Below are 16719 nucleotides of genomic sequence, written 5' to 3' on the forward strand. Positions count from 1 at the left end.
GGTCGGGGCTATTTGGCCTCGGAATAGCGGTCGACGACCGCGATGCCGAGCGGGAAGTCCACCGGGAAGTCGCGGAACAGCAGCCGGCCGGCGAAGGCGGCGGCCTCGGTCACCGTCTGGGCGACCTCCTCCGCGTGCTCCTCCGGCGTGTGCACGATGATCTCGTCGTGCAGGAAGAACACGAGGTGCGGGAGGGACTCGAAGACGGCACCGGATGCCGTGGCGAGGCGCCCCGGCGGGGTGCTGGAGCGCTCCTCGATGGCGCGCAGACCGTTGCGGATCTCCCCCATCCAGCACAGCGCCCACTCGGCCGCGCTGCCCTGCACGACGAAGTTGCGGGTGAACCGGCCCCAGTCGCGGGCCCGGCTGCGCGCCCGGGACTCCTCGGCGGCGCTCGCCCCTGGCTGGCTGGCCAGGCGTTGGGCCTCCTGCCAGTCCGCGCCGGGCGCCGGCGACGAGCGGCCGAGCCAGCTGGTCACGTGCTCGCCGCGCTCGCCGGCCCTGGCCGCCTGCTCCACCAGCCGGATCGCGCGCGGGTAGGCCCGGGTGAGCTTCGGCATCAGCCGCCCGCTCTCCCCCGTCGTCGCCCCGTACATGGCGCCGAGCATGGCCACCTTGGCGTGCTCGCGGCTCTCCACCACGCCACTGGCGACGATGCCGGCGTACATGTCGGTGCCGCGGCCGGCCGCGGCCATCGCCGTGTCGGCCGAGAGGGCGGCCAGGATGCGCGGCTCCAGCTGGGCGGCATCGGCCACGACCAGCTTCCAGCCGGGGTCGGCGGTGACGGCGGCGCGGATCTGCTTCGGCAGCTGCAGGGCGCCGCCGCCGCTGGTCGCCCAGCGGCCGGTCGCGGCACCGCCCGGCACGTAGTCGGGGTGGAAGCGCTCGTCGATGATCCACTGGTCCATCCAGGTCCAGCCGTTGGCGGTCAGCAGCCTGGCCCGCTTCTTGTACTCGAGCAGTGGCGCGATCACCGGGTGGCTGTACTCGGCCAGCTCCCAGCGGTTGGTGGAGGTGATCATCAACCCGGCGCGGTTCAACGCCTTGAGCACGTTCTGCGGGGAGTCCGGGTTGACGCTCTGGTCGCCGAGGATGCCGCGGATGCGGCCGGCCAGCTCCTCGAGCCGGGCCGGGCGGGTGCCGTAGGGCACGCGCGGGCCGAGCTCAGCGGTCAGCAGGGCGTCGTGCACCTCGGTGCGCCACGGCAGCCCGGCGTGGCGCATCTCGGCGGCGATGAGCGCGCCGACGGACTCGGCGGCCAGCAGCAGCCGCAGCCGGCCGGCATCCGGCACCTCGGCGAGGGCCTGCAGCTGGCGCCGGTACTCGGCCGCGCTGTCCTCGCGGGCGGCGCTGCGGCCGCTGGCCATGGTCTCGCCGAGGTCGAACAGGGTGCTGTGCACGGGGGCCACGTGCGCGCTCGGCGGCTCGACCGGCTGGTCCCAGGCGCTCGGCTCGGCGCGGGCGAATGCGGTGTGCGCGGTGAGGGTCGAGTTGCGGAGGATCGCGTGGCTGAGCCGCAGGTCGTGGCAGCGCCGCACGCGCACCCCGGCGTTCAGCAGGTCTCCGTACCAGCGGGAGCTGTCGCTCCACACCCAGCGCTCCGGCTCCGGGGCGCCCTCCCGCTCGGCGACGAAGCCGGCGAGCCGGTCGAACGGCAGCACGGTGGCCTCGCCGAGCAGCTCGCCGTGCGCGTCCACGCTGCTCGCCACGACCTCGGTCGGGCTGTTGCGGGCGAGAACGATGGTCACCCACCCATTCTCCACTACCGAACGCACGTTCGAATGCCGCGACCCGCGCCGCTCGTGCATTCCGGGGCTCGAGGGTTTAGCATCGATCCGTCGAAAGGCGCGCCCTGCCCCCTCCCGAAGCCCCGCCGCTGCTGCCAGAGCTCGTCCGCGCGCTCCGGGCGGGCGGCTCCGTGTTCGCGGAGGACGAGGCCGCGCTGCTCGCCGAGGCCGCGGGCGGCGATCCCGCCCGGCTGGCGGGGCTGCTGGCGGAGCGCCTCGACGGGAGGCCGTTGGAGCAGGTGCTCGGCTGGGCCGAGTTCGCCGGCATCCGCGTCGGCATCGCGCCCGGCGTGTTCGTGCCGCGCCGGCGCACCGAGCTGCTCGCCCGGGAGGCGATCGCCGCCTGCGCCCCGGGGGCGATCGCCGTCGACCTCTGCTGCGGCAGCGGGGCGATCGGCGCCGCGATCCTCGCCGCTCGGCCCGGCGTGCGGCTGTACGCCAGCGACGTCTCGGCCGCGAGCGTCGCGTGCGCGGCGGGCAACCTGGCCGGCCGCGCCACGGTGCTGCTGGGCGACCTGTTCGCGGCACTGCCGGGCGGCCTCCGCGGCCGGATCGATGTGCTCGCCGTCAACGCGCCCTACGTGCCGAGCGAGGCGATCGCCTTCATGCCGCCGGAGGCCCGCGAGCACGAGCCGTTGGCCTCGCTCGACGGCGGCAGCGACGGCCTCGACGTGCACCGCCGGATCGCGGCGGAGGCCGCGGAGTGGCTGCACCCGGGCTCCACCCTGTTGATCGAGACGAGCAGCGCTCAGGCCGGGGCCTCTGCGGCGTTGTTTTCGGCGGCCGGGTTCACGACTCGCATCGCGCGCGACGACGCACGCGACGCCACGGTGATCGTCGCAACGGCCTGAACGCGCCAGTCGTTGTCGGCGCCCTGCGCCGCACCACGTCAGTCGTTCGGCGCGAGGAACGGCTCGTGGTGGTAACCGGAGGCATCCACGACGGCGACCGTCGATTCGGGCACCGCGTTGAAGACTCCGGGGAGGTTGTTGAGCGGCTCAGACACGATGAGCCGGGCGCGCGATCCGAACAGCTTGAGTCGTTCGGCGCCCGGGTACATCTCGCGCACGGTGTCCACGTCAACGGAATGGAACAGCGTGCGCGTGCGCCCCTGCGAGGAGTACCGGAACGCCCACACGGTGACACCGTCTGTGACGGCGAGCGTGCCCTGCATCGGAAACGCGATGCCGCGCTCACGCCCGACGGCCTCGACCATGCGGATCGCCTCCCCCATCGCCGCGATCGGGTCGTCTGTGAGGCCGAACGTCAGCGCGAGGTTGAACAGCACCTCGGAGTCGGTCGTGCCCAGAATGGCCGGGTACAGAGACGGGTCAACGGCGAAGGTCAGGTCGCGCTTCATCTTCGCGAACCCGTCGAGGAAGCCGTTGTGCATGAACATCCAGTTCTGGTGCCGGAACGGATGGCAATTGGTCTGCTGGATCGGTGGCCCGGCGGCCGCCCGAACATGGCTGAAGAACAGCGGGCTGCGCACGCTGCGGGTCAGCTCCCGCAAGTTCTGGTCGTTCCACGCCGGCTCGATGCTGCGGAAGAACGCCGGCGCGTCGCCGGCGTGCGCGTTCTCGGGATACCAGCCGAAACCGAATCCGTCGCCGTTGACGGTCTCGTTGCCGAGCGGCGAATCCAGCGACTGTGCCACCAGCGAGTGCTGAGCATCCAGAATCACTGTGGAGGCTTGCAGCGGTTCACCTGTGTATGCCAGCCATCGACACATCTTCGCACCTGCCTCTCGTCGCCCGGCGGTACTCAGACCGTAGACGCGGGCACTGCGCCCGGCGTCACCCGAACCGGGTGATGCTCGCGATCGCCGGGGGTTGGTTGGCAGCGGTGGCCGATCAGCTGAACCGGAGCCCCCAGCGGCTCGGAGCGAGCCGGTAGATCTGCCGGTAGACGGCGGTGCCGGTGACGACGCCGAGCGCGATCGCCACGATCGAGCCGAGCACGGAGAAGGTGTTCACCGTCTCGAGGGCGAGGCCGAGCACCTTCTGGGTGAAGTCGATCAGGCCCGCTGCTCCGGGCACGAGCAGCCAGAAGGCCGGAAGGAAGCAGACCACGGCGGGCGGGGCGCCGCGGAAGGACTGCAGCAGGTAGGCGACGACGGTGAGCACGAGCGCGCCGACGAAGCCGCTGAAGACGGCCGGGACGATCAGCGCCGAGAGCACCTGCGCGCCGTAGGCGGCGAACAGGGTGACGGTGAGGAAGTACACGGCGCGCGGCGGGCCGCAGTAGTACAGGAAGAAGCCCAGCGCCATCAGGATCACGCCGACCCACGGCTCGAACGCGCCGAACCCCGGCCCGGTCACTTGGAGCGCGCGGGAGGGCGCCAGGCCGCTGATGGTGAGGGCGGCGATGATCCCGAAGGCCAGGAGGACGAGTTGGATCGCCCCCGAGACGAGGCGGCTCGACCCGGAGATCATGTCGCCCGCGGCCAGCTCCTGGATGCCGGTGGTGAGCGCCGCTCCGGGCAGCAGCGTGACCAGGGCGGGGACCAGCACCTGCAGCGGCACGGCGAGCAGGTGCGCCTCGGCCGCCGCGAACACGAGCAGCGCGGTCAGGAACGACATGAACGCCGGCAGCAGTGTGGCGGAGAAGGAGTTGGGCCGCACGACGAGCTTGGCTGCCCCGACCAGCGAGCCGAGGAGCAGCGCGCCGATCATGCTGGTCAGGTCGGCGCCGAGCAGGATGAGGGCAACCCCGGATGCCGCGACGCCGTGCCCGATGATCCGCACCGGCCAGCGGAACCGCGGCGGCTCGGCCTGGATCGCCGCCAGTCTGTCCAGCCCCTCCTCGGCGGTGAGCTCGCCGCGCTGGGCGGCGAGGACGAGCTGGTAGACGCCGGACGCGCGGTCGAATCGCACCTCGCCGTCGTGCGGCTCCGTCGCCGCGAGCCCGCGCTCGCTGGCCTCGGTGAGCGAGATGATCATCACGGTCGGCAGCACGATGATCGACGCCTGCTCGTAGCCGAGCGCCCGGGCGACGCCGTGCAGGGTGCGGTGGATGTCGGTCGTGGCGACACCGACCGAGAGCAGGGCGCTGCCCAGGCCGACGAGGAAGCGCTGCGCCGCGGCCGGGTCGGCCTCCTCGTGGACGTCCGGGCGGTCGTCTCGGCTCCAGCGGCGCGAGATCGCGTGCCAGATCGACTTCACGTCCACGGGCGCCTCCTCCCCCGTTCATTCTCGGGCCGCGCTTCAGGGCGCTGCATCACGCGGAACGAATGAGCGCACAGGCAGAGGGGCCGGCCGCGTGGCCGACCCCTCCGCCGTGTGCCTCTCGTTAGCGGTGGCCCCCGGAGTGGCCGTTCTGGCCGTGGTTGCCCCAGTGGCCGTTGCCGCCGTGGTGACCGTGGCCGCCGTCATCCTCTGAGTCGTCGCCCTGCCCGCTGCCGCGCAGGGGCACCTGGGTGACCTTGCCGACCGGCTGCGGACCGGTCTCGCCGAGCACGAAGGCATCCGTCGTCAGGTACAGCTTGCCCTTGGCCAGTGCGATCGCGGCCGGCGAGTTGATGGTCAGCAGGACGCTGGCCGTGGAGGCGCCACGCGGGACGACCGAGACCTGGCCGGTTCCGGTCGGGCCGCCGAACAGCTCCGTCACGTACACCGTGCCGGTCTTCGGCGAGACGGCAACGCCGGTGCTGCCGACGAATCCGGTGGCGACGGTGCGGATCTCCCCGTCGTCGGGGTCGACCTTCAGCACCGAGCCGCGGGCGCCGAGGCTCGCGTCCTCCGGCCCGCCGGGCAGACTGGACACGTACAGCCAGCCGTCCGGGCCGAGCGCGATACCGGTGGGCACCGGCTCGAACGCGTACTCGTAGCCGGCCGCGCAGGCGGGGAAGCCGAACGCGGCCACGATCTCCGCGGTGGCAGTGACCGGTGTGGCCGGCGGCAGCACAGCCGTCGTGGAGATCGTGCCGTCGTAGTCGATGCGCAGGATCGCGTTCGCGCCGGCATCCGCAACATAGATCGCGTCGTCGAGCGCGATGGACGCGTAGGCGTGCGTGTCGACGACGCCCGTGTACGTGGCGGGGAGGAATGGTTCCACCGTTGGATCGAACTGGTCGGCGCACGATTGCGGCAGCCCGATGAAGCCGTAGGTGTTGATCTGGTCGGGGTTGACCGTGCTCTCGTACGCGTAAATGTCGGCGAACGGGGTCGGCGTGCCCTTCTTGCCGATCGACACCATGTTCGAGCGGGTGTGGTCTTGGGCTGCCTGGGCGTAGTAGACCGTGTTCTTCCGCACCGACACGGCGCCGATCTCGTCGCCGGGCGCGCTCGCCACGACGGTCGTGGTGCCGTTCTTCCCCACCTTGTTCAGCGTGCCGGTGAAGTTCTGGCTGACGTAGACGCTGCCGTCGCGGCCCACCGCCATGCTGAGCGGTGTGAGCAGCCCGTCGGCGAGGGTGACCGGGGTGCCCGCCTGGGGAGGCGGATTGTTGTCTCGGCCGCCGGCCACTGCGGGGCCGGCGACGGCGAGCGACGCGAGCGCGAGGACGCCGGCCGCGGCGACGATGGACGTGATTCTCATTGGGTCCTCCAAGATCTCGGAACGAGGTCGATCAGGGAGGCAGAGCCGGACGAGCAGGGCAACCCCGACGACCCGTGTGCACGCGACACTGCCTTTTCGGTTGTGCCCCCAGGGCAACGGCGGGGCCGTCGCTCGGGGGGAAACCTACGCCCGGCCTCGGAGGGCGACTAGGGGGCTAGCCCTGAGTCGCGTGGAGCGATTCGCCGCGCACGACGATCTTGCCGTTCTGGGCGTTGGACTCCATGTACCGGTACGCGTCGATGAGCTCGTGGAAGTCGAAGACCCTGTCGATGATCGGCGCCAGCCTGCCGGTCTCGAGCGCCGCGCTGATCGCCGCGACGGCGCGTGCGCGCTGCCCGGGCTCGCGCATGTGGTTGAACATCGAGTACGGGTGAAACACGGCGTTCGCGCGCACCATCGCCGCGACCGGCACGCTGGGCTGCTCGTCGCTCAGCGTGCCGTAGGCGAGCACGGTGGCCCCCTCGGCGAGGAGGTCGGCGTAGTCGAAGAGCGAGCGCCCGCCGATCGGGTCGAAGGATGCCGCGATCCCCGCACCGCCGGAGACGTCGCGCACGGCCGCCGACAGGTCATCGCGCCCCGTGACGACGACCGCGTCCGCTCCCTGGGCGCGCACCAGGTCGGCCTTGGCCGCGCTGCGCACGGTCGCGATTGCGCGCACGCCGAGCAGCCGGGCGATCTGGAGCGCGCCGAGCCCCGCGCTGCTGGCCGCGGCGGTGATGAGCACCGTGTCGTCGGGGCGCAGCCTCGCGACCTCGACGAAGGCGAACCAGGAGGTCAGGTACTGCATCCAGATGGCGGTGCCCTGCTCGAGGTCGAGGGCGGCCGGCACCCGCGTCAAGTACTCGGCCGGCGTGACCGCGCTCGTCCCCTGCACCCCGTGCGTGCTCGTGAAGAACGGCAGCGCGGTGACTCGATCGCCGAGCTGGAAGGCGGTGACGCCCTCACCCAACTCGGTGACGACGCCCGCCGCCTCCTGCCCGATCCGGGAGGGAAAGCTCGGGATCGTGTAGTGCTCGCCCCGCAGGAACATGAGGTCGGCGCGGTTGAGCGCGAATGCGCCCACGTCATAGCGCACCTCGCCGGGCCCGAGCGGGGCATCCGCGCACTCCACGACCCTGAGCACCTCGGGGCCCCCAAACTCATGGCACTGCACGATGCTGGGCATGCTGAGTCCCCTCGGCCCGCGGCTAGCGCTCGGCGCGGACGATGCGCCCCGCCTGGACGACGGCGCGACGGGCGTCCTGCGCCCAGAGGGCCGACGGCTCCTCGAGCGGGTTCGCGGCGAGCATGAGCAGGTCGCCGTATGCGCCGACGCCCAGGTGTCCGAGCTTGTCGTCGCCGATGAGGGCCGCGTTCTCCTGCGTGAGCGAGCGCAGCATGGCGCTGGGCCCAGCGGCCTCTGTCTGCAGGCGGATGCCGCACAGCTGGTCGTCTTCGAGATCGCCCATGAGATCGCTGCCGAAGCCCACGCGCACGCCGGCGGCCAGGGCGAGCTGAATGGCTTCCTGGCCCTTGGAGAGCACCTCGGAGTTCTTGGCGAGCGAGATCGCGTTGAGGCCGATCTCTGCGCCGCGGCGGTCCATGGCGTCGTAGGCGGCCAACGTGGGGACGAGGAAGGCGTCGCGCTCGGCCATCATCCGGGCCGTCTCGGAGTCAATCAAGTTGCCGTGCTCAATCGAGCGGACACCGTTCTCGATCGAGTGCTGCACGGCCTCCGAGGAGTAGGCGTGCGCGGCGACGTAGCTCCCGCGACGAGTTGCCTCGTCGACGATGACGCGCAGCTCCTCCGGGGAGTACTGCGGGATGCGGATCGGGTCGGTGAGGGAGAAGACCCCACCGGAGGTCATCACCTTGATGGCGTGTGCACCGGTGCGGAAGCGCTCGCGCACGGCGACGCGAAGGTTCTCGGCTCCATCGACGACCTCACACATGTGACCGTGGCTGAAGCACACGTCGACGTGCTCTGAGCGTGGGTCGCCGTGGCCGCCGGTCTGGCTGAGCGCCGGCCCGGTGAAGTGGTACCGCGGCGAGGCGAACAGATTCGCGTCGATGGCGCGCGCGAGGCCGATGTCGCCTCCGGCAACGTCGCGGACGGTCGTGAAGCCGCGCTGGAGCGCCTTCTCGAGACGCAGGGTTCCGTTGATCGCCGAGAAGCTGAGCGGACCGCGCTCGTTCTCGAAGCCGTCCATGCTGGTCGCGTAGGCGTGGAAGTGTGCGTCGACGAAGCCCGGAACGATCCAGGAGCCCGAGCCGTCGACGACCTCCGCGGCGGGGTCGGCCTTCTCGGCCACCAGGCCGTCGACGATCGCGATGTCTCGGGCGGAGAACCCCCGACCCTCCCCCGCCCATACGTGTGCGCCGGCAATGGTCAGCGAAGCAGTCTGCGACATCTCGTGTCACCTCTCGAGTTGAGTCTCACAATTGGGAGTGGGAGGGGCCCGGGCGGTCGGAGCGCCCGGGCCCCCTGAATCGCTAGGCGCGCAGCGCGGCTGTTGCCGCCTCGTCGACCCGGAAGTCCTCCATCACCGCTACACCGTAGTCGTTCCGCGCGGATTCCTCCGAAACGAAGCCGTTGCGCACGTCGTGTGCGACAGCGAGCGGATCGCGCTTGAACGGCAAGCCGTAGCCACCGCCGCCACCCGTCGCGTTCACGAGGACATCGCCGGCGTCGAGCTTGTTGTAGCTGCCGCCCTGAATGACCTCGCGCGGTGTCCCGGGGTTCAGCACGATCCGGTTCGGGCGCCCTTCCTGGCCGCCGCCGATCGACCACGGCTCGGTCTTCGTCTTGTACACGAGGCAGATTCCGGTGGATGGGGCGGTGAAGCGATAGGAGCGGCTGACGCCGACCCCGCCGCGGAACTCGCCCGCGCCGCCCGAATCCGGCCGGTAGCCGTAGTGGTCGATGATCATCGACGACTTGGCCTCGAGCACCTCGACGGGGTTGTTGCGGCAGCCGGGCTCCGAGAGGTGCATGATGCCGTCCTCGCCGTCGTGGTGCGCCGATCCCCCGTAGCCCACGGCCTCGTTGGTGGCCTCCTGCCACGGCTCGCCCGTCCGCGGGTTGATGCCGAGCCCCATCATCGAGCAGACATCGCCGCCGGAACAGGCCGGCACGAGCTCCGGCATGCCCTGGGCGAGGGCGCGCAGGATCACCTCGCCGGCCAGCAGCCCGGTCCACAGGGTGAATGTCGGCATCGGGTCGACGGCGTGCATGACCGAGCCGGGGACGGTGACCACACGAAGTGGTGCGAAGTTTCCGGCGACGACGGGCGAGTTCGGCGTCGTCAACGACTTGAAGATCAGGCTCGACAGTGCGGCGGTCTGCCCGACGGGCAGGTTGATCGGGCCCTCGACGTTCTCGGCGCTGCCGGTCCAGTCGACCACCATCTCCTCGTCGCTGACGGTGACGGTGCACTGCAGGCGGACGAGCTCGCCCTTGTTGATCCCGTCGTCGTCGACGTAGTCGACGGCGCTCCAGGTTCCCTTCGGCAGCTTGGCGAGGGCCAGGCGGGCGAGTCGCTCGCCGTGCTCGTGGATCGACTCCATCACCTCGGTGAGCACGGCAACGCCGTACTTGTCGGCGAGCTCCTGGGTGCGGCGCACGCCGGTGATGCACGCGGAGACCTGCGCCTGGATGTCGCCGATGGTGTGCTTGGGCATCCGGCTGTTGAACCGGATGATGTTGAACACGTCGTCGTTGCGCTCGCCGCGACGGTACAGCTTCGAGGCGGGCATCATGAGGCCCTCCTGCGACTTGTGCGTCGAGTCGAGAACGTATCCGGGGTCCTTCTGGTTGAGGTCCGTGATGTGCACGCGGCAGGAGGCGAAGCCGATGAGCTGGTCCTCCGCGTGGATGGGGGCGAACACCAGCGGGTCCAGAGTGTGCGCGCTCGACCAGTACGGGTAGTTCAAGATGAAGACGTCGCCCGGTTCCATCGCGTCGACGCCGAGGAACTCCATCGAGTGCTTGATGCCGGCGTCGTTGCCCCGCGTGAACACCGCGATGCCGGGGGCATCCGCGACGACGTCGCCGTTCACGTCGTGCAGGCCGATTCCGTAGTCGTGAATCTCATACACGACCGTGTTGTATGCGGTGCGGCAGAGGTTGCGGGCGATCTCCTCGGCAGCGGCGAGAAGGCCATGGCGGATGATCTCCGTGGTTACTGCGTCAGCCACGAGCGGACTCCTTCTGGTTGTTCTTGATCGAGATGGTGAGCTCGCCGTACAGGCCGACCTCGAGGCGGTCGCCGGCGTGCATCACGGTGGTGGCCGTGTGCTCGGTGATGACTGCGGGGCCCTCGACGACGTCGCCGGCCATGAGGGCCTCGCGAGCGACGAGGGTGTACTCCGCGGTGCTGTCGCCGTCGAGCGTCACGGTGCGGATGCCGGCCGTGAAACTCTCGCCGGCGGGGCGGACGGGCGCCTTCGGCAGATCGGGCTTGTCGACGATGCCGGTCGCGGACAGGCGCAGTGCCGTCGTCTCGATCGGGTCGTCCATGATGTGGCCGTACTGGCGCAGGTGAAGGCGGTCGAACTCCGCGCGGATCGCGGCCCTGGCGTCGGCACTCCCGGCTGGGTAGGTGACCGTCACCGAGTGCTCCTGGCCCGAGTAACGAACGGCGACGACGCGCTGGAACGACCGACGCTCCGCACCGAAGCCCTCGCTCTCGAGCGTGCTGACGGCGTCGGCCTCCATCTCGGCGAACAGCTCGTTCGCGATGGCGTCGTCGAGGTCGTCGAGGTTCTGGAGGCTGGTGCGGGAGTAGTCGTGCTGCACATCGGCCATGAGCATGCCGAGCGCCGAGAACGCGCCCTGCCCCGGAGGGACGATGACCTCGGGGATGCCGAGCTCACGCGCAACATCGACGGCTACGAGGCCGCCGCCGCCGCCGAAGGACAACAGGGAGAAGTCCTTGGGGTCGTTGCCGAGCTCGATGGTGATCGCACGGACGGCGCCGACGATCTTGGTGTTGGAGATCCGCACCATGCCGCGCGCCAGCTGCGTCACCGTGAGGCCGAGCTCGCCGGCGATCGTGGCGAGCGACTCCAGCGACTTCTCCCTGTCGAGGGTGAGTTCGCCGCCGAGCGGCGTGTCGACTCCGAGGTAGCCGATCGCGAGTGCCGCGTCGGTGAAGGTCGGTTCCGTGCCGCCACGCCCGTAGGCGGCGGGGCCCGGCACCGCACCGGCGCTCTTCGGCCCCACCTGGAGCGCGCCTGCCTCATCGAGGTAGCCGAGCGATCCGCCGCCCGCGCCGATGGTGTGGATGTACAGCGACGGCGTGTTGATGGGCAGGCCCTCAAACTCGGCGCCGTGGTAGAGCACCGGCTGGCCGTTCTGCACGAGTGAGGCGTCGAGGCTCGTGCCGCCCATGTCGATGGTGATTAGATTGGGGCGGTCGATGAGCTTCGAGAATGCCGCAGCGCCGACGACTCCGCCGGCGGGGCCGGAGAGGATCAGGTGCACCGGCTGCTCGCGGGCGGCGGATGCCGTCATCGCGCCGCCGCCGGAGCGGGACATCAGGAACCGGCCGGCGAATCCGCGCTGCTCCAGCTCGCTCTCGAGCGCCTTCAGGTAGGTGCGCATGATGGGCTTGATGTAGGCGTCGAGCACCGCGGTGCTCGTGCGCTCGTACTCGCGGTACTCGCGGGACAGCTCGTGTGAGAGCGTGACCTCGACGCCGGGGGCCTCCCGCGCGAGGACCTCGCGCATCCGGACCTCGTGGTGCGGGTTCGCGTAGGCGTGCAGGAATGCGACGGCGACGGCGTCATAGCCGCGGCTCGCGATCTCGCGGGCGACCGATCGGGCGTCCTCCTCGTCGAAGGGGGTGCCGACCGTGCCGTCGAAGTAGCTGCGCTCGCTGACCTCGAAGGTGTCGTACCGCTCGAGCAACGCCTTCGGCTTCTGGTAGGCGAAGTCGTACATCACCTTGCGGTCCGTGCGACCGAGCAGATAGACGTCGCGGAAGCCGCGGGTGGCGATCGTCGCGATGCGCGCGCCGCTGCGCGTCAGGAGCGAGTTCAGGCCCAGCGTGCTGCCGTGGTTGAACGTCTCGACCGTCGAGGGCGCGGCATCCGCCTTGTCGAATGCGGCCAGCACGCCGGCGGTGGGCTGCTGCGGGGTGGTGGGAACCTTCTCGAAGCGAAGCTCACCGGTCTCCGGTACGAGCTTCACCATGTCGGTAAAGGTTCCACCGACGTCGATGGCTACGCGAACATTTGTGGACATGAAGATACTTCCTCTTGTGGGTGGTAGATGGGGCTGCAGTGCGGTGATGGAGCGCGCGGCTTAGCGTCGCCCTCGGCCGGCGGCGGCGATGCCGACCGCCGCCAGGATGATGATTCCGGTGACCATGTCCTTCAGCTGCGGGTTGAGGTTGAGCAGGTCGAAGCCGTTGCCGATCAGGGCGATCAGGAACACGCCGGCGATGGAGCGCCAGACGGCCCCGACCCCGCCGTAGATGCTGGTCCCGCCGAGGATCACGGCGGCGATCGCGCTGAGCTCGAGGCCGGCACCGGCCAGGGGCTGTCCAGAGGAGATGCGCGAGACGCCGATGGCTGCGGCGGTTCCCGCGGCGAGGCCGCTCAGGACGAACACGATCACCCGGGTGCGATTGATGTTGATGCCGGAGAGCTCCGCGGCCTCGTCGTTGCCGCCGACGGCGTAGACGTGGCGACCGAAGATGGTGCGCGAGAGCAGCAGCCAGAAGATGGCGGCGACGACGATCATGATGAACACCGCGATGAAGACGCCGCCGACGCGTTCGCGGCCGAGCGTCGAGAACCCGGGCGTCGTCACCGTGATGAGGCTTCCGCCGGTGATCAGCACGGCAATGGTCGTGAAGATCATCGAGGAGGCCAGTGTCGCGAGGAACGAGTGCACCCTGAGCTTGGTGATCACGATGCCGTTGAAGGCACCGAGGACGACGCCGGCGACGGGTGCCGCCAGCAGCGCGAGCCACACGTTCTCCGTCGCGACCGCGATCCACGCCGCGATCACGCCGGCGACACCGTAGACGGCGCCGCTGGACAGGTCGAAGTTGCCCGAGATGATCACGAAGGTGCCGGCCGCTGCGATGATCACGAGCGGTGCGTTCTGGTTCAGGATGTTGACGATGTTGCCGAAGGTGAAGAACGACGGCGAGAGGATCGCGAGCGCGATCAGCACGGCGCCGAGCAGGAAGAGCACGGCGTACTCGATCGCCAGCTCCTTGACGGCAAACCGCTTCCGCGACCGGATCTGGGTGACGGTGGTGTTGATGGCCTCACTCATGCTGCCGGCTCCTCGTTTGGGGTGACGTTGAAGAGCTGGAACAGCACCTTCTCAACGGTGGTCTCCTCGGGAACGATCTCCCCGAAGGTGCGGCCCTCCGAGACCAGGTAGGCCCGGTGTGCGAGCTCCATGATCTCTTCGTGCTCCGAGGAGATCAGGACGACGCCGATCCCCTCCTGTGCGAGCCTCACGATGAGCTCGTAGATGGTGCGCTTCGCACCGACATCCACCCCGCGCGTCGGCTCGTCGAGGATGATGACCTTCGGGTCTGCCGCGAGTGCCTTGCTGAGCAGCGCCTTCTGCTGGTTTCCTCCGGAGAACCAGCCGACGGGCAGCTCAATGTCGAGCGGGCGTATCTGCAGGGCGCTCGCGAACCCGAGTGCGACGCTCTTCTCGGCACGGGTGCTGATGACGCCGGCGGCGGCACGCTTGCCGAGGCTGGCCAGCGCGATGTTCTCGCGCACGGAGCGTTCGAGAACGAGCCCGTCCCGGTGCCGGTCCTCCGAGACAAAGATCAGGCCGGCCGCGATCGAGTCCTTCGGTTTTTTCCGCGCCCAGTCGGCGCCCTGGTAGACGACCTCGCCACCGCTCAGCTCGTCCACGCCGAAGACCGCACGGAGGCACTCGGTCCGGCCGCTGCCGACCAGGCCGAGCAGGCCGACGATCTCGCCGGGCCGGACCTCGAACGACATGCCTTCCACACCGGTGGAGGTGCGCGCGTTGGCGACCCGCAGGAGCGGTGCAGCCGTGCGGTCGGGCGCGGAGGGGCGCTCGGGGTAGGCCCCGTCCAGTTCGCGTCCGAGCATCGCGGTCACCAGCTCGTGCTTGGTGACCTCGGAGGTGGCGACCGTGCTGACCCGGCGTCCGTCGCGCATCACGGTGATGCGGTCGGCGACGCTCAGCACCGAGTCGAGGAAGTGGGACACGTAGACGACGCAGCATCCCCGGTCGCGCAGGGTGCGCATGAGCGCCTCGAGCTGCGCCATCTCCTTGGCCGCGAGCGAGGAGGTGGGCTCGTCCATCACGATGACGCGCGCGTTCCGGGCGAGGGAGCGCAGGATCTCCACCTTCTGCTGGTCGGCGATGCGGAGCCCCCGCACTTTCGCCCGGGGGTCGAGCCCGAAGCCGACCTCGGCGTCGAGGGCCAGGAACCGCTCGCTCAGGTTGCGGCGCTCGAACCCGAATCGCTGCTCCTCCGCACCGAGGAAGACGTTCTGGGCCACGGTCAGATCGGGCACGAGCGCGAGCTCCTGCGCGATCATGGCGACGCCGTGCCGCTGAGCCAGTGCCGGGTTCCATCGCTCGACCGAGACGTCGTCGACGAGGACCTCGCCCTGGTCTGCCGCATAGATGCCCGCGATGACCTTTCCGAGGGTCGACTTGCCGGCACCGTTCTCTCCGACGAAGGCATGGATCTCGCCCGCGCGCACCTCGAGGGAGACGTTGTCGAGTGCCTGCGTGCCGCCGAAACGCTTGCTCACGTTGCGCAGCTCGATCAGAGTGGCCCCGATCACTGGCTCAGCCATGGTGGGTTATCCGTTCCACTCGCCGGTGTAGTCCGGGTGCTCCAGCAGGTCCTTCTGGGTGATGAAGGGGCCGAAGTCGCCCAGCGAGTCAGCATCGACGACGGCTTCCACCGGCTCGCCGCGCAGCTGGTTGACGATCTGCTCGAGCGCCTTCCCGCCCATGGTGACCGGGTAGTTCAGGTAGCCGTTGCTCCAGGTGCCCGCGCGGACGGCGTCGACGGCCTCCCGGGTGCCGCCGCCACCGGTGAGGAACACCGTGGACGGGTCGATTCCGGCATCCTCCAGCGCGATCTGCGCGCCCATCGTCTGCTGGTCGGCGTTGCTCAGGATGCCGTTGATGTCCTTGTTGCCCTGCAACAGGTTGCTCACCGCGGTCAGCGACTTGTCGCGGTCGTAGGCACCCTCGACGGTGCCGACGATCGTGATGTTCTTGTGCTTGTCGAGAACCTGGTGCCACGCGTCGACGCGGGCAACGTCGAGCGGCGAGTTCAGCAGGCCGGCGAGGAGGCCCAGCTTGCAGGGGTCGATGTCCTTGCAGTACTCGACGGCCTGCTCGGCCTGCCCCGTCGCACCGATCGAGGGAGGCGAGGCGACCGTGCTGATGACGCCCTCGGTCTGCTGTTCCATCTTCTCGATGTCCGGGCCGATCGGGTTGAGCACCGTGGCGACGGGAACGTCGTTGCCGAGCGGGAATGCCGCGGCGAGGCCGGGGCCGTCGTTGGGAACGACGATGATGCCGTCGGCCTGGCCGGTGGTGCCGGCGTTCTGCATCTGGGAGAGCTGCGTGTTCGCGTCGAACTGGCCGTCCTGGATCTTGGTGGTGATGGTGATGCCCAGCTCTGCGGAGAGCTCTGCGGCACGTGTCTCGATGCCCTCGTAGACGGCCTGGCTGTAGCCGTTCTGCGACGACGCGGCGAGGAACACGATGTTGAACGACTCGCCATCGGCGTTGCCGGCGGGCCCGGTGTCGGCGCTGCAGCCGGCGAGGGATGCTCCGAGCGCTAGAACACCAGCGCCTGCGATTACTCGGAGAAGAGGCTTCATTGCTTTCTACTTTCTTCAGGGATTGCGGAATCAGGGGGTGCGGAGGGGAAGGACGAATGTCACCGCGGCTCGGAGTTCTTGCTCACTCCGTGGTCGACGCGGTAGAGCCTGCCGACGCCGATCTCGGCGTCGGCGAGCAGTGCTGTCAGCGCGGGGGCCGTGCGGCCGCGGTTCGGGTGGTCGATCCACTCCTGGTAGGCGGCCTCGTCTGGCCACAGCGCGGTGACGATGATCTCCCCCGAGCCGTCGACGGCCGCGGAGATCTCGGATGCGACCGCGCGAGTGAGGGCGAGTGATTCCCGCAGAATCTGCTCTGTGCGGTACATCTCGAAGATGGGCTCGACCTTCTCCGGTGTCGAGCGAAGGGTGAGCACTGAACGAATCATCTGACCGAAAACTCCATTGTCTTGGTGGTGATCACACGCAAGCGGAACGCTGTCGCGGATGTGAGGAGAAGCTATCCGTCGCGCTCGGGGCAGCAGTGTGCAGAATGCACAAGCCCAACGGCTTGCGTTGGGCATTGGCAATTCTC

At 69.7% G+C, this 16719-nt stretch carries 13 protein-coding genes; 1 reads left to right on the forward strand and 12 read right to left on the reverse strand.

Going from position 1 to position 16719, the window contains the following annotated elements; translation table 11 throughout:
- Positions 1-8: 8 nt before the first annotated feature.
- Positions 9-1748: a bifunctional 3'-5' exonuclease/DNA polymerase gene (locus BLT62_RS10790; RefSeq protein ID WP_083364060.1), complete on the reverse strand. Its 1740-nt coding sequence runs from the start codon at positions 1746-1748 to the stop codon at positions 9-11.
- Between the two features lie 131 nt (positions 1749-1879).
- Here BLT62_RS10790 and BLT62_RS10795 point away from each other — a divergent pair, with 131 nt between their 5' ends.
- Positions 1880-2638, forward strand: coding sequence for a putative protein N(5)-glutamine methyltransferase (locus BLT62_RS10795; protein ID WP_331710521.1), 759 nt, complete (start codon positions 1880-1882; stop codon positions 2636-2638).
- 38 nt (positions 2639-2676) lie between these two features.
- On the opposite strand, the gene BLT62_RS10800 is transcribed toward BLT62_RS10795, so the two are convergent.
- From BLT62_RS10800 to BLT62_RS10850, 11 genes are all read right to left on the reverse strand, one after another.
- Positions 2677-3471, reverse strand: a complete 795-nt coding sequence (locus BLT62_RS10800; RefSeq protein WP_407937547.1) for a class II glutamine amidotransferase — start codon at positions 3469-3471, stop codon at positions 2677-2679.
- 169 nt (positions 3472-3640) lie between these two features.
- Positions 3641-4957 carry a threonine/serine exporter family protein gene (locus BLT62_RS10805; RefSeq protein WP_083364063.1) on the reverse strand — a complete coding sequence of 439 codons (1317 nt, stop codon included), beginning with the start codon at positions 4955-4957 and terminating at the stop codon, positions 3641-3643.
- Between the two features lie 121 nt (positions 4958-5078).
- Positions 5079-6326 carry a ScyD/ScyE family protein gene (locus BLT62_RS10810; protein WP_083364064.1) on the reverse strand — a complete coding sequence of 416 codons (1248 nt, stop codon included), beginning with the start codon at positions 6324-6326 and terminating at the stop codon, positions 5079-5081.
- Positions 6327-6501: 175 nt separating this feature from the next.
- Positions 6502-7512 (reverse strand): zinc-dependent alcohol dehydrogenase family protein, encoded by a 1011-nt coding sequence (locus tag BLT62_RS10815; protein WP_083364065.1) that lies wholly within the window; start codon positions 7510-7512, stop codon positions 6502-6504.
- A gap of 22 nt (positions 7513-7534) precedes the next feature.
- The gene (locus BLT62_RS10820; protein WP_083364066.1) at positions 7535-8737 is read right to left on the reverse strand and encodes a metal-dependent hydrolase family protein; all 1203 of its coding nucleotides are present in this window, start codon (positions 8735-8737) and stop codon (positions 7535-7537) included.
- 82 nt (positions 8738-8819) lie between these two features.
- Positions 8820-10523 carry a hydantoinase B/oxoprolinase family protein gene (locus BLT62_RS10825; protein WP_083364067.1) on the reverse strand — a complete coding sequence of 568 codons (1704 nt, stop codon included), beginning with the start codon at positions 10521-10523 and terminating at the stop codon, positions 8820-8822.
- Positions 10516-12573 carry a hydantoinase/oxoprolinase family protein gene (locus BLT62_RS10830; protein ID WP_083364068.1) on the reverse strand — a complete coding sequence of 686 codons (2058 nt, stop codon included), beginning with the start codon at positions 12571-12573 and terminating at the stop codon, positions 10516-10518. The genes BLT62_RS10825 and BLT62_RS10830 overlap by 8 nt, the downstream gene beginning before the upstream one ends.
- A gap of 60 nt (positions 12574-12633) precedes the next feature.
- On the reverse strand, positions 12634-13617 hold the full coding sequence (locus tag BLT62_RS10835) for an ABC transporter permease (RefSeq protein WP_083364069.1): 984 nt from the start codon (positions 13615-13617) through the stop codon (positions 12634-12636).
- Positions 13614-15143 (reverse strand): sugar ABC transporter ATP-binding protein, encoded by a 1530-nt coding sequence (locus BLT62_RS10840; protein WP_083364070.1) that lies wholly within the window; start codon positions 15141-15143, stop codon positions 13614-13616. The genes BLT62_RS10835 and BLT62_RS10840 overlap by 4 nt, the downstream gene beginning before the upstream one ends.
- Positions 15144-15149: 6 nt before the next feature.
- Complete coding sequence (locus tag BLT62_RS10845) at positions 15150-16187, reverse strand: sugar ABC transporter substrate-binding protein (protein WP_083364071.1); 1038 nt, start codon at positions 16185-16187, stop codon at positions 15150-15152.
- Positions 16188-16246: 59 nt separating this feature from the next.
- Positions 16247-16561, reverse strand: coding sequence for a hypothetical protein (locus BLT62_RS10850; RefSeq protein ID WP_083364072.1), 315 nt, complete (start codon positions 16559-16561; stop codon positions 16247-16249).
- Positions 16562-16719 lie beyond the last annotated feature (158 nt).

The organism is Microterricola viridarii, from assembly GCF_900104895.1.
Lineage (GTDB): Bacteria > Actinomycetota > Actinomycetes > Actinomycetales > Microbacteriaceae > Microterricola > Microterricola viridarii.

Coding starts and splice junctions, on each gene's coding strand:
- BLT62_RS10810 (WP_083364064.1), bottom strand. CDS start 6,326: ATGAGAATCACGTCCATCGTCGCCGCGGCCGGCGTCCTCGCGCTCGCG.
- BLT62_RS10815 (WP_083364065.1), bottom strand. CDS start 7,512: ATGCCCAGCATCGTGCAGTGCCATGAGTTTGGGGGCCCCGAGGTGCTC.
- BLT62_RS10820 (WP_083364066.1), bottom strand. CDS start 8,737: ATGTCGCAGACTGCTTCGCTGACCATTGCCGGCGCACACGTATGGGCG.
- BLT62_RS10830 (WP_083364068.1), bottom strand. CDS start 12,573: ATGTCCACAAATGTTCGCGTAGCCATCGACGTCGGTGGAACCTTTACC.
- BLT62_RS10835 (WP_083364069.1), bottom strand. CDS start 13,617: ATGAGTGAGGCCATCAACACCACCGTCACCCAGATCCGGTCGCGGAAG.
- BLT62_RS10840 (WP_083364070.1), bottom strand. CDS start 15,143: ATGGCTGAGCCAGTGATCGGGGCCACTCTGATCGAGCTGCGCAACGTG.
- BLT62_RS10845 (WP_083364071.1), bottom strand. CDS start 16,187: ATGAAGCCTCTTCTCCGAGTAATCGCAGGCGCTGGTGTTCTAGCGCTC.